Source organism: Pseudomonas sp. E1BtOHC1 (assembly GCF_058744285.1).
The window spans coordinates 3,932,130-3,947,592 of sequence record NZ_CP196023.1; the positions used below are offsets into that span (position 1 = coordinate 3,932,130).

The 15,463-nt window shown below is 63.2% G+C and carries 14 protein-coding genes; 7 read left to right on the forward strand and 7 right to left on the reverse strand.

Annotation, left to right across the window (positions count from 1 at the left end; translation table 11 throughout):
- The first annotated feature begins 80 nt into the window (after positions 1-80).
- On the forward strand, positions 81-260 hold the full coding sequence (locus tag ACSSVC_RS18115; RefSeq protein ID WP_492611116.1) for a hypothetical protein: 180 nt from the start codon (positions 81-83) through the stop codon (positions 258-260).
- Positions 261-605: 345 nt separating this feature from the next.
- Here ACSSVC_RS18115 and ACSSVC_RS18120 read toward each other — a convergent pair whose 3' ends face one another.
- From ACSSVC_RS18120 to ACSSVC_RS18130, 3 genes are all read right to left on the reverse strand, one after another.
- Positions 606-1,598, reverse strand: coding sequence for an AraC family transcriptional regulator (locus ACSSVC_RS18120; RefSeq protein ID WP_446439944.1), 993 nt, complete (start codon positions 1,596-1,598; stop codon positions 606-608).
- A 9-nt stretch (positions 1,599-1,607) separates the two neighbouring features.
- Positions 1,608-2,444, reverse strand: a complete 837-nt coding sequence (locus tag ACSSVC_RS18125) for an oxidoreductase (RefSeq protein WP_446439943.1) — start codon at positions 2,442-2,444, stop codon at positions 1,608-1,610.
- Positions 2,445-2,509: 65 nt separating this feature from the next.
- Positions 2,510-2,671: a hypothetical protein gene (locus ACSSVC_RS18130; protein WP_446439942.1), complete on the reverse strand. Its 162-nt coding sequence runs from the start codon at positions 2,669-2,671 to the stop codon at positions 2,510-2,512.
- Between the two features lie 275 nt (positions 2,672-2,946).
- On the opposite strand from ACSSVC_RS18130, the gene ACSSVC_RS18135 reads away from it, so the two are divergent.
- Positions 2,947-3,072 carry a hypothetical protein gene (locus tag ACSSVC_RS18135; RefSeq protein ID WP_256674552.1) on the forward strand — a complete coding sequence of 42 codons (126 nt, stop codon included), beginning with the start codon at positions 2,947-2,949 and terminating at the stop codon, positions 3,070-3,072.
- 72 nt (positions 3,073-3,144) lie between these two features.
- On the opposite strand, the gene ACSSVC_RS18140 is transcribed toward ACSSVC_RS18135, so the two are convergent.
- Positions 3,145-6,243, reverse strand: a complete 3,099-nt coding sequence (locus tag ACSSVC_RS18140; protein WP_346632793.1) for a multidrug efflux RND transporter permease subunit — start codon at positions 6,241-6,243, stop codon at positions 3,145-3,147.
- A gap of 10 nt (positions 6,244-6,253) precedes the next feature.
- Positions 6,254-7,408, reverse strand: a complete 1,155-nt coding sequence (locus ACSSVC_RS18145) for an efflux RND transporter periplasmic adaptor subunit (protein WP_492611117.1) — start codon at positions 7,406-7,408, stop codon at positions 6,254-6,256.
- A gap of 202 nt (positions 7,409-7,610) precedes the next feature.
- Here ACSSVC_RS18145 and ACSSVC_RS18150 point away from each other — a divergent pair, with 202 nt between their 5' ends.
- The 4 genes from ACSSVC_RS18150 to nudC all read left to right on the forward strand — a co-directional run bounded on the left by ACSSVC_RS18150 (position 7,611) and on the right by nudC (position 11,477).
- A complete protein-coding gene (locus ACSSVC_RS18150) occupies positions 7,611-8,312 on the forward strand; it encodes a response regulator (protein WP_221808158.1) in 702 nt (233 codons plus the stop codon).
- A gap of 4 nt (positions 8,313-8,316) precedes the next feature.
- Positions 8,317-9,621 (forward strand): ATP-binding protein, encoded by a 1,305-nt coding sequence (locus ACSSVC_RS18155; protein WP_346632795.1) that lies wholly within the window; start codon positions 8,317-8,319, stop codon positions 9,619-9,621.
- A 206-nt stretch (positions 9,622-9,827) separates the two neighbouring features.
- Positions 9,828-10,640 (forward strand): crotonase/enoyl-CoA hydratase family protein, encoded by an 813-nt coding sequence (locus ACSSVC_RS18160; RefSeq protein ID WP_346632797.1) that lies wholly within the window; start codon positions 9,828-9,830, stop codon positions 10,638-10,640.
- A gap of 6 nt (positions 10,641-10,646) precedes the next feature.
- Positions 10,647-11,477, forward strand: a complete 831-nt coding sequence (nudC, locus tag ACSSVC_RS18165; protein WP_346632798.1) for an NAD(+) diphosphatase — start codon at positions 10,647-10,649, stop codon at positions 11,475-11,477.
- Here nudC and ACSSVC_RS18170 read toward each other — a convergent pair.
- Together ACSSVC_RS18170 and ACSSVC_RS18175 are read right to left on the reverse strand one after the other, a co-directional pair.
- Entirely contained in the window at positions 11,445-12,224 is a 780-nt protein-coding gene (locus ACSSVC_RS18170) for a TSUP family transporter (protein ID WP_346632799.1), read from the reverse strand. The two genes, nudC and ACSSVC_RS18170, sit on opposite strands and share 33 nt — an antisense overlap.
- A 206-nt stretch (positions 12,225-12,430) precedes the next feature.
- Positions 12,431-13,666: an acyl-CoA dehydrogenase family protein gene (locus ACSSVC_RS18175; RefSeq protein ID WP_492611118.1), complete on the reverse strand. Its 1,236-nt coding sequence runs from the start codon at positions 13,664-13,666 to the stop codon at positions 12,431-12,433.
- Positions 13,667-14,057: 391 nt separating this feature from the next.
- Here ACSSVC_RS18175 and sfnG point away from each other — a divergent pair, with 391 nt between their 5' ends.
- Positions 14,058-15,152: a dimethylsulfone monooxygenase SfnG gene (gene sfnG, locus ACSSVC_RS18180; RefSeq protein ID WP_492611119.1), complete on the forward strand. Its 1,095-nt coding sequence runs from the start codon at positions 14,058-14,060 to the stop codon at positions 15,150-15,152.
- Positions 15,153-15,463: the final 311 nt, after the last annotated feature.

A 15,463-nucleotide genomic window follows, 5' to 3' on the forward strand; every position in this document is an offset into this window, starting at 1 on the left:
TTTCCCGCCAACCCTCGGGAGTAAGTTTGCTTCACGGCCCACACGGGCAAGCAAGCCAACTGAATCCGAGGGTTACACCGATGAACTTCAATCTCTTCTCCGTGATCGCAGCCTCAGCCATTTCCGCCAGCGTGGTTCTGCCAGCCAGTGCCAACGTGGAAATCAGCCAGAAGAAATCCTCCTCCAACACCTACACCCAGAAATACCTGCAACAAAGCGCCAACTTCTACGCCGCCCTGGACCATAAGAGCCACGGCTGATCGGCTAGCTTTACGCCTATGCTGGCTAGCCAGCTGGCATGTCCAGCGCGCTATCTACGTTGCCCCGTAGCCACTGAGTTCCTCACACGATTTGCGCCCAAGCCTGCATGGCTTGCCGACCTTATGATCGATAAGGTCTGCTCCATGTCATAGGGGAGGGCGCAAGGGGAAAGGTTGGTCTGGTGTTAGTAACTGGCTGCTTTCGGCCAGACGCAGACGATCGGCCCTGATCTGCTTATGGCTACAGAAGCCAAGGAGTCAGCTCGATTCGTTCTAAACCGTCTCAGATGCGCTTTCGAATTGGGGCGGCGGGATGCCCACTCCGTCACGATTGACTGAACGTCGTCAACTCGCCTTGCGATAGCGTATCGGACTGATGCCGTTCCAAGCGGTGAAGGCACGGACAAACGAGTTACCGTCCTGGAAACCCAGGAGAAAGGCGATTTCCCCAGACGACAAGGTCGAGTTGCTCAGATAATGCCGGGCCAGCTCGGCACGGGTGGCGCCAAGAATGCCTTGGAAGTTGGCGGCTTCGGCACTCAAAGCCCGCTGCAGACTGCGTTTGCTCATGGCCAGGTGACTGGCTACGGCCTCGATGGAACCCAGCCCGCTGGGTAGCATTTGCAGCAGTGCCACCCGCACACGCTCAGCGATGCCAGCCTCGGCATCCAGCATCGACAGACGCTGGCGCAGGTTGCTCGCAAAGAAGTCCCACATCTGCACATCCTCGGTTAGAAACGGCCGCACCGCATCTGCGGCGCAAAAACGGATGCGATTGCTCGTGCCGGCGCTGACAGGCACGCCGAAGAAGTCTTGATAGGCTTCGGCCTGCTGTGGCGGCTGCACCAGCGTCACAGCCAATGGCACGATCGCCTGGCGGGTAGCCAGCCGCGCCAGCTGGGTGAAGAACACCAGCTCCGCGGTACACAGCGCGCGCGGCAACGCACCGCTATAGCCGTAGCAGTTCAGTTCGACCGTGGTGGCGTCGGCAGTGATCTCCTGCAACAGGTGCATTGGCCCGATCAGGCGTTTGAACTCGCTCAGGCGCTGCAGGGCGACGTTCAGATTGGGGCTGCACAGGCTGGCGAAAATCGGAGGATCAAAAACTTCCACCGAGAGTGCCTGGGCAATCGCCAGTGGCAGCTCCAGATCGCCTGCAGCTGTCTCCAAGCCACGCCACAAGGCAAAGTAATCGGCCGGTGTGAGGCTGGCGTCGGCGCGACTGAATAGATCTCCCGGCAAACCGGCCAGAGCCAGGACGTCGGCCGGCTGCAGCCCCAGGTCGGTGATCAACAGTCTCCAGCCGCGGTGGACACTAAAACGACTCGCCTGTTTCACGGTGTACCCTTACTTAACGGTCGACAGCACCAGTTTGTCGAAAAGCCGGTCACCAAACCACTTGCGGATGAACAGCATCGGTCGTGCGTATTTGCCAGCGATATAGCGCGTTTTCGGGCGTCGGGCACGGACTGCATGCAGGATCAGCGAGCTGATCACCTGCGGATCAGAACCACCGCCACTGGCATAGCTGCTCCGGGTGGCGGCGGCCGTAGCCCGGGCCATGGGTGCGTAGGCGCCACTGCCGGAGCGCTGCAGCAGGGGGGTGACCATGACCTCACCAAACTCGGTGGAAATGACTCCTGGTTCGATGATCACCACGTCGATGCCAAAGGGCCCCAGTTCCAGACGCAAGCAGTCCGACCAACCCTCCAGGGCATGTTTGCTGGCGTGGTACCAACTACCCAGCGGCGTGTAGAGGCGGCCGCCCATCGACGAAATATTGATGATCCGCCCGCCACGCCGCTCGCGCATCGCCGGTAACAGCAGCTGAGTCAGGCGCGCCAGACCGAACAGATTGACCTCGAACTGATAGCGCGCCTCATCGATGCCAGTCTCTTCCATGGCGCCATACAGACCGAAGCCGGCATTGTTGATCAATACATCGACTGCGCCATGCCGGCCCTGAATGCGCTCGACGGCCGCCCGTACTTGCTCATCGCAGGTGATGTCCATCTGCAACGTATGTACGCCAAGCTGTCGCAAATCGTCCATCTGTTCCAGGCGACGAGCGACGGCATAGACCACCAGTCCCTCATCGTGCAATGCCTTGGCGAAAGCCTTGCCCATACCTGAAGAGGCACCGGTAACCAGGGCCACTCGTGTGGGTGAATTGTGCGCGGTCATCTGCTTTCTCCTCGATTGGAATGCATTCGATGCTACGCAGCCATACTCCGGGAGTAACTCGCAGATCACGCCAATTTCAATGCCGATGGTGCCGGTTGCCAGCCCATCACTCCCAATAGGTCGCAACTGTCACGCAGCAGAATCGCCGCTGCGTTGGAGATATGTTGCAGATCGGTGTCGTCAGCACTCTTGAGCTCTGCGCGGGAGAGGCTTTCCAGTGGAGTCACTGCCGGTAAACGTGCGGCACCGTTGGCGTGTAGCCAGAGCCAAAGCAAATGGCGGCCTTTCGGTCTGGCCTTTCTCCTATAGAAGCTGGCCGAGCGGTGTTGCGCTTGCCGGCGAATAGGCCCTCAAGGCATGCGCCGCCATTGATGACGCAAATGGGTAGGGTGTTTGCGACGCAATCCACACACCAGGCAAATTTTACTTGGTAGTGTCACATAGCCATGTGTTTAAATTTGACGCTGAATTATTGACTCTTTCCCGAGCAAGGATCGATAGCATGGTGATGCGTCTGGCCGTGGTTCTGCTGTTGCTCTATTCCACCCCCATCCTGTCTTCTGCGCAGCCTGTCGAAGGTGAGCCAGAGACCTCTCGTGAGCGTTTGACCAGCCTGTTGCAGGACTGACGCTCGAGGCTGGATTCAGCGTGGCAAGCAAGGAAGGAACGGGCCCCGGAACCGGGGCCCGTGTGCCTGGGTTCAGTTCTTGGACGAACCGCGTCTTACCAGTTTCATGACTACGACGAAGAACACCGGGACGAAGATCACCGCCAGTGTCGCGGTGATCATGCCGCCGATCACGCCGGTACCGATGGCCTGCTGGCTGGCGGAACTGGCGCCGGTGGCAATGGCCAGGGGCACCACGCCGAGGATGAAGGCCAGGGACGTCATGACGATTGGCCGCAGACGCAGGCGTGCTGCCTGCACCGTGGCGTCGATCAGGTCGTGGCCTTCGTCGTACAGGCTCTTGGCGAACTCGATGATCAGGATCGCGTTCTTCGCCGACAGGCCGATGATGGTGATCAGGCCCACCTTGAAGAACACGTCGTTGGGCATCCCGCGCAAGCTCACCGCCAGCACCGCACCCAGCACCCCGAGGGGCACCACCAGCAGCACCGAGGTCGGAATCGACCAGCTCTCGTAGAGCGCCGCCAGGCACAGGAACACGATCAGCAGCGACAGGCCCAGCAACAGCGGCGCCTGACTGCCTGAGAGGCGTTCCTGCAAGGACAGACCGGTCCACTCCAGGCCCAGGCCGGCCGGCAATTGGCTCACCAGGCGCTCGACTTCCTGCATCGCTTCACCGGTGCTGTGGCCCGGAGCCGGCTCGCCGGAAATGGCGATCGCCGGGTAGCCGTTGTAGCGGGTCAGCTGGGCCGGCCCCAGGCTCCAGGTGGCGCGGACGAAGGCTGACAGCGGCACCATCTTGCCGGCGCTGTTGCGCACGTTCATCCGCAGCAGGTCCTCGACCTGGCTGCGTTGATCGCCTTCAGCCTGGACCACTACCCGCTGCATACGTCCCTGGTTGGGGAAGTCGTTGATATAGGCCGAGCCCAGGGCGGTGGACAGCAGGTTGCCAATGTCGGCGAAGGACACGCCCAGGGCGTTGGCCTGCTTGCGGTCAACTTCCAGCTGCACCTGGGGGGCCTCGGCCAGGGCGCTCTCGCGGACGTTGGCCAGGATCGGGCTCTTCTCTGCATTCTTCAGCAGCTCGGTTCGGGCTTGCATCAGGGCCGCGTGGCCGACGCCACCACGGTCCTGCAGGCGGAACTCGAAGCCGCTGGAGGTGCCCAGGCCATCGATCGGCGGCGGCAGTACGGCGTACACCACGGCGTCCTTGATCGCACTCAGGGCGCCGTTGGCGCGGTCGGCGATGGCCATGGCCGAGTCGTCGCTGCCCCGTTGCGACCAGTCCTTGAGGGTGGTGAAGGCCAGGGCGGCGTTCTGTCCACTGCCGGAGAAGCTGAAGCCGAGGATGATAGTGCTGTCGCCCACCCCCGGTTCGCCGGCGTTGTGTGCCTCGATCTGCTCCACCACCTTGATCGTGCGGTTCTGGCTGGCCCCGGGAGGCAGCTGGATATCGGTGATGGTGTAGCCCTGGTCCTCCACCGGCAGGAACGAGGAGGGCAGGCGGCTGAACAGCAGCGCCATGATCGCCAGCAGTGCGGCGTAGATCAGCAAGTAGCGACCGGTGCGCTTGAGGGCATAGCTCACGCCACCCTCGTAGCGGTTGCTCAGGCTTTCGAAACGCCGGTTGAACCAGCCGAAGAAACCTGTGCGCTCATGGTGCTCGCCCTTGGCAATGGGCTTGAGCAGGGTGGCGCACAGGGCCGGGGTCAGGGTCAGGGCGAGGAACGCCGAGAACAGGATCGAGGTGGCCATGGACAGCGAGAACTGCTGGTAGATCACCCCCACCGAACCGGGCATGAAGGCCATGGGAATGAACACCGCGACCAGCACCAGGGTGATGCCGATGATGGCCCCGGTGATCTGCTTCATGGCCTTGCGCGTGGCCTCCTTGGGCGACAGGCCCTCGGTGGCCATGATCCGCTCGACGTTCTCCACTACCACAATGGCATCGTCCACCAGGATGCCGATGGCCAGCACCATGCCGAACATGGTCAGCACGTTGATGGAGAAACCCAGGGCCAGCATGGTGGCGAAGGTCCCCATCAGCGCCACCGGCACCACCAGGGTCGGGATCAGGGTGTAACGGATGTTCTGCAGGAACAGGAACATCACCAGGAACACCAGGGCCATGGCTTCCAGCAGGGTGTAGATCACTTTGGTGATCGAGACCTTGACGAAGGGCGAGGTGTCATAGGGGATCTTGTATTCCACGCCGGCGGGGAAGTAGCGCGACAGCTCGTCCATCTTCGCCCGGATCAGGGTCGCGGTATTCAGCGCGTTGGCCCCGGGGGACAGCTGCACGCCGACCGCGGTGGAGGGCTTGCCGTTCAGGCGTGTGCCGAACTGGTATTCCTGGCTGCCGACTTCGACCCGCGCCACATCGCCGATGCGCACCGTGGAGCCGTCGGGATTGGCCCGCAGGACAATGTCGGCGAACTCTTCGGGGGTGGTCAGCTGGCCCTTGACCAGGATGGTGGCGGTGATTTCCTGGCTGGACGGGTTGGGCAGATCGCCGATGCTGCCTGCCGGCACCTGGGCGTTCTGCGCGCTGATGGCAGCATTGACGTCCGCCGGGGTCAGGTTGAAACCGATCAGCTTCTGCGGGTCGAGCCAGATGCGCATGGCCCGCTCGGCGCCATACAGCTGGGCCTTGCCGACCCCGTCCACGCGGCGGATCTCGTTCATCACGTTGCGCGCCAGGTAGTCGCTGAGGGCCACATCGTTGAGGCGCCCGTCATTGGAGGTCAGGGTGATCAGCAGCAGGAAGCCGGCGGAGACTTTCTCCACCTGCAGGCCTTGCTGGGTCACGGCCTGGGGCAGGCGCGGCTCCACCGCCTTGAGGCGGTTTTGCACGTCCACCTGGGCCAGCTCCGGGTTGGTGCCGGGCTGGAAGGTGGCGGTGATGGTGGCGCTGCCCAGGCTGCTCTGGGAGGAGAAGTACAGCAGGTGGTCGGCACCGTTGAGCTCCTGCTCGATCAGGCTGACCACCGACTCGTCCAGGGTCTGCGCCGAGGCGCCCGGATAGACCGCGTAGATCTCGATCTGCGGCGGCGCCACGGTGGGGTACTGCGCCACCGGCAGTTGGGGAATCGCCAGGGCGCCACCCAACAGGATGAAGAAGGCGACCACCCAGGCGAATACCGGGCGGTCAATAAAGAATTGCGGCATGTCGTACTACCTACTGGCCAGGATTCTGGGCGAGCGGAAGGGGAGTGTCGTCGATTTCCACTGGCTCGCCCGGACGGGCGTGCTGCAGACCTTCGACGATGATGCGATCACCGGGCTTGAGCCCTTCGGTCACGATCCAGCGGTCTTTCTGTACCCCACCCAGTTGCACCGGGTGTTGCACCACAAGGTTTTCGGCATTCACCAGCAACACCTGGGCGATACCGGCGCTGTCACGCGCGATGGCTCGCTGCGGCACGCTGATGCCCTGCTGGTTGACCGCCTGCTCCAGGCGCACGCGCACGAAGCTGCCGGGCAAGAGGTCGAGGTCCGGGTTGGGGAACTCGCTGCGCAGGATGATCTGCCCGGTGCCCGGATCGACGCTGATATCGGCGAACAGCAGTTTGCCCGGCAACGGATAGAGGCTGCCGTCGTCCTGGATCAGGGTGGCCTTGGCCTGGTCCTTGCCCACCTGTTGCAACTGTCCGGCCCGGAAGGCGCGGCGCAGTTCATTGAGCTCACGGGTGGACTGGGTCAGGTCGGCGTGGATCGGGTTCAGTTGCTGGATCAGCGCCAGGGGCGTGGTTTCGTTCTGGCCCACCAGGGCGCCTTCGGTCACCAGGGCGCGGCCGACGCGGCCGGAAATCGGCGCGGTAACCGTGGCATAACCGAGGTTGAGCTTGGCCCGCTGTACCGCGGCCTGGTTGGCGGTGACGTCGGCGCTGGCCTGGCGTGCGGCGGCCCGGGCATTGTCGTATTCCTGGCCACTGATGGCCTGGTCGGCGATCAGCTTGGAATAGCGCTGTTCCTGCAGCTGGGCCTGGAAGGCAGTGGCCTCGGCCTTGCGCAGACTGGCCTGGGCACTGTCCAGGTCAGCCTTGAACGGCGCCGGGTCAATGCGGAACAGCACGTCGCCCTGCTTGACGTCGGAGCCTTCGCGGAAGGTCCGTTGCAGCACCACCCCGGCCACCCGGGCACGGACTTCGGCGATCCGCGGTGCGGCGATGCGCCCGCTGAGTTCGCTGGTGATGGACAGGGCCTGGCTCTGGATCGTCTCGATCCGCACCTTGGCGGTCGGTGGTGTCTGTTCGCCTTCGGTTTTGCCGCAGGCGCTCAGCGCCGCTGCCAGAACCATCAGGCAGAGTGGCGCAAAGAGTTTATTCGACATGCTGATACCCCAATAATGACCTCGGCATGCTAAGGGCATGGGTCAAGGCCCGCTGTGAAGCTGTGTAGGTGCTGTGTGAAAAAGTGTGAAGCAGGCGCGCCCGGGCTGCCGCTGTTGTATATCCTTGGCGCCTTGCTGGTTGTGCCCGGTGCTCTATAAGGAACGCCGGTACTCTGTATTTCTTCAATAAAGACCTCAGCTCATGCCCAATATTCTTCTCGTCGAAGACGACTCCGCGCTCTCGGAACTGATTGCCAGTTATCTGGAACGCAATGGCTATCAAGTCAGTGTGATCAGTCGTGGCGATCAGGTGCGGGAGCGGGCCAAGGCCAATCCGCCGGACCTGGTGATCCTCGACCTGATGTTGCCGGGGCTGGACGGTTTGCAGGTCTGCCGTTTGTTGCGCGCCGACTCGGCGACTTTGCCGATCCTGATGCTGACCGCGCGCGATGATAGCCATGATCAGGTCCTGGGTCTGGAAATGGGCGCCGACGACTATGTGACAAAACCTTGCGAACCGCGAGTGCTGTTGGCGCGGGTGCGAACCTTGTTGCGCCGCAGCAGCCTGAGTGAACCCCAGACCGCCAGCGACCAGATCCTCATGGGCAACCTGTGCATCGACCTCTCCGAGCGCACCGTGACCTGGCGCGAGCAGTTGGTGGAACTGTCCAGCGGTGAGTACAACCTGCTGGTGGTGCTGGCCCGACATGCCGGTGAAGTGCTGAGTCGCGATCAGATCCTTCAGCGCCTGCGGGGCATCGAGTTCAACGGCACCGATCGCTCGGTGGACGTGGCCATCTCCAAGCTGCGACGCAAGTTCGACGACCACGCCGGCGAGGCGCGCAAGATCAAGACCGTGTGGGGCAAGGGCTATCTGTTCAGCCGTTCCGAGTGGGAATGCTGACCCCATGCTGCGCATCCTGATCCGGCTGTACCTGATCACCATCGTCGCCTTCAGTGCGGCGATCTACCTGATTCCCGATCTGGTGATCAAGGTCTTCCACGAGCGTTTCCTGGACTACAACCTGGATCAGTCCCGGGGCCTCCAGAGCTTGATCGTCAAGCAGTTCCGCGCCTTGCCGCCGGCCCAGTGGCCGACCCTGGTCAAGGAAATGGACGAGGAGTTCCACCCGCTGCAGGTGGCCCTGGTGCGTATCGACGACCCGGACTTCAGCCTTTACGAGCGTGAGCGCCTGGAACGTGGCGAGAAGGTCGTGCGCCTGGGGGATTGGGGCTGGCGCACCCTGGCGGTATCGCCGCTGGATGACCAGCTGGCCGTGAAGCTGGTGGTGCCCCCGGACCCCCTGGACGTCAACCTGCTGTACTGGAGCATCAACGTGCTGATCGTCGCGGTGCTGCTGGCCTGCCTGCTGCTTTGGGTCAGGCCCCACTGGCGTGACCTGGAGCGCTTGAAGCGCACCGCCGAACGCTTCGGCAAGGGTCACTTGAGTGAGCGCACGCAACTGCCCGGCAGCTCCAACATCGGTAGCCTGGCCCATGTGTTCGACACCATGGCCGGGGATATCGAGAAACTCCTCAACCAGCAGCGGGACTTGCTCAATGCGGTGTCCCACGAGTTGCGCACGCCGTTGACCCGACTGGATTTCGGCCTGGCCCTGGTGCTCTCCGACGACTTGCCTGCCGCCAGCCGCGAGCGTCTGCAGGGGCTGGTGGCGCATATTCGTGAACTGGATGAACTGGTGCTGGAACTGCTGTCCTACAGCCGTCTGCAGAACCCGGCCTGCCTGCCGGAGCAGATCGAAGTGTCCCTGGACGAGTTCATCGACAGCATCCTCGGCAGCGTCGACGATGAACTGGAATCGGACATTGTCATCGATGTCCTGCTGCACGGCGCCCTGGAGCGTTTCACCCTGGACCCGCGGCTGACCGCCCGTGCCCTGCAGAACCTGCTGCGCAATGCCACCCGTTACTGCGAGAAGCGCATTCAGGTGGGCGTGCTGGTGAGCGAGCAGGGTTGTGAAATCTGGGTCGACGACGACGGCATCGGCATTCCCGATGATGAGCGCGAACGGGTGTTCGAGCCTTTCTATCGCCTGGACCGCAGCCGCGATCGTGCCACGGGTGGTTTTGGCCTGGGCCTGGCCATCAGCCGCCGCGCCCTGGAAGCCCAGGACGGCACCCTGACGGTCGAGGCCTCGCCACTGGGCGGCGCGCGCTTCCGTCTGAGCCTGCCGCCCCCGCCCAGGGCCTGAATCCACGGCACACGCCCGTAGGAGCCGGCTTGCCAGCGAAGAGGCCCTCAATCCGGCAAAGGACCAGGGCCCTGTGCGCCCGCCAGCCGGCTCCCGCCGGGACCGGTGCTCCAGTCCCGCTTTTGGCCAATGCGCTGCCTTACGGGGCGGCGCCGCCACTTGCTATAGTTCGGCCCTCATTTTTCGCCCAGTAAAGGATCACTGCCATGTCCGAATACCAAGCCTTTCGCGTCGAACTCGCTGACAACATCGCCCATGTGCAGATCAATCGTCCGGAAAAGATCAATGCCATGAACGCCGCGTTCTGGAGCGAGATCGTCGAGATCTTCCGCTGGATCGATGACACCGATGCGGTGCGGGTGGTGGTGCTCAGCGGCGCCGGCAAGCATTTCTCTTCGGGCATCGACCTGATGCTGCTGGCCGGCGTGGCCAACGAACTGGGCAAGGATGTGGGCCGTAACGCCCGTCTGCTGCGGCGCAAGATTCTCCAGCTGCAATCCTCCTTCACTGCCGTGGACAACTGCCGCAAGCCGGTGCTGGCGGCGATCCAGGGCTACTGCCTGGGGGGCGCCATCGACCTGATCAGTGCCTGCGACATGCGCTATGCCGCTGACGATGCCCAGTTCTCCATCAAGGAAATCGATATCGGCATGGCGGCGGATGTCGGCACATTGCAACGTTTGCCACGTATCATCGGCGACGGCATGCTGCGTGAGCTGGCCTACACTGGGCGCACCTTCGGTGCCGAGGAAGCGCGCAGCATCGGCCTGGTCAATCGCACTTACAGTGACGCCTCCAGCCTGCTGGACGGGGTCATGGAGATTGCCCGGGAGATTGCCGCCAAATCGCCGATCGCGATCAGCGGAACCAAGGAAATGCTCAGCTACATGCGCGACCACCGGATCGATGACGGCCTGGAATATGTCGCTACCTGGAACGCCGCCATGCTGCAGTCCAACGACTTGCGTGTGGCCATCGCCGCCCATATGAGCAAACAGAAACCCGAATTTCTGGATTGATTGAAGATGATTGCACGCTGGACCACCGCAGTACTGGATACCGAACTTCCCGGCGGCTGGGCCGTGGCACGCGGCCCGGACGGTTTTCTCTATGACGACAACGGCGCGCTGTTTCCCCGGCACTGGCTCAAGGGCCAGGACCTGCCGCTGCTGGCCGAGCACGGCATTGGCCACCTCGATGGTGAGCCGGTGTACCTGCTGGAGCTGAGTGGCCGCGCCGAGGTGCCGGGCTGCGGCTGGAAAGGCCTGCGGGCCTTCATGCTGGAGGGCGATCACACCCTGTACAAGGTGCTGGGCTATGCCGCACAGATCGGCACCTGGGCCCGGGAGCATCGTTTCTGTGGCAGTTGCGGTCGGGCCATGGTGCAAGTGCCGGGGGAGCGAGCGATGTATTGCGAACCCTGCGATCTGCGGGCCTATCCGCGCATTTCACCAAGCATGATCGTACTAATCACCCGGGGCGACGAGATTCTCCTGGCCCGATCTCCGCGTTTTGTCACGGGCGTCTACAGCACCCTGGCGGGTTTTGCCGAGCCGGGCGAGTCGGCGGAGGATTGCCTGATCCGCGAAGTGCGGGAGGAGGTGAGCATCGAGGTCAGGAACATCCAGTACGTGGGCAGTCAGTGCTGGCCGTTCCCGCACTCGATGATGCTGGGCTTCCATGCCGAATACGCCGGCGGCGAGATCATCCCCCAGGAGGACGAGATCGAGGATGCCCAGTGGTTCAACGTGCACGCACTGCCGCCGTTGCCGGCCTCGCGCTCGATTGCCCGCTACCTGATCGACCTCTACGTGGCGCGCCGCTTAGGTCACGCTGAACCAGTGCTGCCAGGCTAGGCGCACCGTCAACCCCAGGACCACGGTGATGAACACCGGGCGAATGAACTTGGCACCACCGCTGATGGCGGTGCGTGCGCCGAAGAACGCCCCGACCATCACCGACAGGCCCATGCTCAGGCCGATGATCCAGTCCACCTGCCCGGAGAACACGAACACCGACAGCGCCGCAATGTTGCTGACGAAGTTCATGCTGCGGGCCACACCGCTGGCCTTGACCAGGTCGATGGGGTAGAGCAGCAGGCTGCTTACGGTCCAGAACGCTCCGGTACCCGGCCCGGCCACGCCGTCGTAGAAGCCCAGGCTGAAGCCCTGGCTCGATTGCCACTTCTTCTTGATCGGTGCATCGCTGTCCAGGGGAGCCTTGGGGGTGCCACCGAACAGCAGGTACAGGCCACAGGCGAAGACGATCACCGGGAGCATCTTGTTCAGCCATTCCGCCGGCAGGTAATGGGCGACGATGGCCCCGGTCAGCGCCCCCACCAGCGTGCCGACAATGGCGTGTGTCCATTGCCGGGGGTGGAACAGCTTGCGGCGATAGAAGGTGAAGCTGGCAGTGGCGGAACCGAAGGTCGAACTGAGCTTGTTGGTGCCCAGCACCAAGTGCGGCGGCAGTCCGGCGGTCAGCAGGGCCGGAGTGGTGAGCAGCCCGCCGCCGCCGGCGATGGCGTCGATGAAACCGGCGACGAAAGCCACGAGGGCGAGAATGGCGAGGGTGGTCAGGTCTACGCTGAGTTCGAAAGGCATGGATTCGGCTTATTGTTCGGCGGGAAGCGCAAAGGGGGCTGCGCGAAAGACCGCCATCTTACCCGTAACCCCGCCCGCTGCGCGACCGCCTCGACCTTGGTCTGATGCCGCTTGAGCCGAGCGCCCGTGCGGAAAACGCCTTCGCTGGCAAGCCAGCTCCTACAGAACGGTACAGCGCAGATTCATTGCAGGAGCCGGGCCTGAGGTCAGCGCCGGGGGCCGTTGCCGATCTGCCAGACAAAAGGCGGTTCGCTGCCGTTGATACGCCAGTCACCGACAATCCGTGCCTTGTAGATCACCGGGTTGTGCGACGACACGGTCCGCGCATTGCGCCAATGCCGGTCCAGGGCCTTGCCCTGGCGTATGTCCGAAGCCCCCAGGGCATTGAACAGTTCGCTGGTGGCGCGCTGGATCAGTTCAGTCACCGCGACCTGGGCTGTGGCCGATTCGATTTCCGCGGCCACATTGGCTTCACGCTCCTGCACCTCATCGCCGGCAAAGCGTGCCAGGTATGCCCGTTGCGCCGGCGCCGCAGCTCGTACAGTCGCCGCCTCGGCGGCATACACCAGAGCCGCAATCTCGCCCACCACCTGCTGCACCTGGGCGTCGGCACTGACCTGCTGCGCGTTGCCATGGCTGTAGATGCGCTTGCGCACCCGCACTTCGTGAGCCACGTCGCGTAGCGCAGCGCGGCCGATCCCGGCCAGGGTCGCCAGCAGCACCAGTTGGTAGAACGCGGTCTGGTACTTGAAGCGGGTGGCGAAGTCGATGAGGTTCTCGGCCTCCACTTCGGCGTCGGTAAAACGCGAAGTGCCACTGCCGGTGGTGCGTTGGCCGAAACCGTCCCAGTCATCGCTCTGCTGGATGCCGCTCTGGCGAGTACGAACGGCGGCGATCACATCGCCGCCGGTATCGCTGCGCTGGGCGTAGACATCGATCCAGTCGGAAAAAATGCTGCCGGTGCTGTAGAACTTCTCGCCGTTGAGGCGCCATTTTTCGCCGTCCGGCGTCACCTTGGTAATGACCTGGCCAATCTCCACCGCGCCGATTTCAGTCCAGGCGCAGCCGACGATATCGCCCTCGACAAAGCGCTTGAACCACAGGTCCCGGGCCGGGCCGGGGGGAGCATTGAGGCGATCCTCGGCAAAGGCGAAGTGCCCGCGCAAGGCCTGGGGCACATTGGCATCGGCTTCGGCCAGCTCGACCAGCAGTTGAAACAATTGGGGCAGGGAGGCGCCGCCGCCACCATATTCCACCGGCACCCGCAGCGCGCCGAACCCCGACTCCTTGAGCCACTGGATAGGTTCATGGGGCAGGCTGCGGCTGTGCTCGCGCTCCACGGCACCGGCGGCGATCTTCTGGAAGATCGGCCGGAACCGTTCGGCCAGGGCCTCGTAGTCGACGCCTACGGACAGCGGATTGATTACCTGATGTTCGGTCATGGTGTTGCTCCTGGGGTCGGCATAAAAACAGTCGGCAGAAAAAACAGTCAGTGCCGAGGCTGATTGCACACAGCATGCCGAAGTCCCGAGTGCCGGTTTGCCTGGGCATGGGCGGGGGCGAGCGTCTGGCAACTGTTGTCCGGGCAACAGTTCATCAACAAATCGCCTGATTGCGGAGTTTTTGAGCCCCCTGTAGCCGCTGTTGCAAGCGGCGCTCGCGGGGGGCAGGGAGGCAACCCTTGCGACCCCGGCAAACGGCTGCGAGCCCGGCCCAGCGCTGCCGGCCAGTACCTTGCCCAGCCGTCGGTGCGAGGTTTGCGCCGAGGGTGCCGGGCGCTGGCACGCTTGCTGCTCTGGTCCTTGCACCTTTACCTGTCCCGAGGACCGAACCATGAGTCAGCAAGCCGTCAAATTTGCTTATTGGGTGCCTAACGTCAGCGGCGGGCTGGTGGTGAGCAAGATCGAACAGCGCACCCACTGGGGCATCGACTACAACCGTAAGCTGGCGCAGATCGCCGAAGCGGCGGGCTTTGAATATGCCCTGACGCAGATCCGCTTCACCGCCGGCTACGGCGCCGAATACCAGCATGAGTCGGTGGCCTTCAGTCACGCGTTGTTGGCGGCTACCGACAAGCTCAAGGTGATCGCAGCGATCCTGCCCGGGCCCTGGCAACCCGCCCTGGCGGCCAAGCAGCTGGCCACCATCGATCAACTGACTAATGGCCGCATCGCGGTGAACATTGTCAGCGGCTGGTTCAAGGGTGAGTTCCAGGCCATCGGTGAGCACTGGCTCGAACACGATGAGCGCTATCGCCGCTCCGAGGAGTTCATCCGGTCCCTGCGCGGGATCTGGAGTCAGGACCACTTCACCTTCAAGGGTGACTTCTATCGCTTCGACCACTACAGCCTCAAACCCAAGCCCCTGGGGCAACCGGAAATCTTCCAGGGCGGCAGCTCGCGGGCGGCCCGGGACATGGCCGCCAGGGTGTCGGACTGGTACTTCACCAATGGCAACAGCGTGGAGGGCATCAAGGCCCAGGTTGACGATATCCGTGCCAAGGCCGCTGCCAACCAGCATTCGGTGAAAGTTGGGGTGAATGCCTTTGTGATCGCCCGGGATACCGAGGAAGAAGCCCGGGCGGTGCTGGTAGAAATCATCGACAAGGCCGATCCGGAGGCGGTGAATGCCTTTGGCGATGCGGCCAAGCAGGCCGGCAAGGCCTCACCGGAGGGTGAGGGCAACTGGGCCAAGTCCAGCTTCGAGGATCTGGTGCAATACAACGACGGCTTCAAGACCAACCTGATCGGCACCCCGCAGCAGATTGCCCAACGGATTGTCGACTTGAAGGCAGTGGGGGTGGACCTGGTCCTGGCGGGCTTCCTGCATTTCCAGGAAGAGGTGGAGTATTTCGGCAAGCGCGTACTGCCCTTGGTGCGCGAACTGGAAGCCCAGGCCCGGCTCAAGGAGCAAGAAGCCGCGGCTTGAACGGCGCGTTGCTTGCCGGCGAAGAAGCCCACAAGCCTTGCATCGCCCTCAAGGACGCCTTCGCTGGCAAGCCAGCTCCTACAGGCAGACAGACGAATTCCATGTAGGAGCCGGCTTGCCGGCGAAGAGGCCCGCAAGCCTTGCATCGCCCTCGAAGACGCCTTCGCTGGCAAGCCAGCTCCTACAGGCAGGCAGACGAATTCCATGTAGGAGCCGGCTTGCCGGCGAAGAGGCCGGCAAGCCTTGCATCGCCCTCGAAGACGCCTTCGCTGGCAAGCCAGCCCCTACAGGCAGGCAGACGAATTCCATGT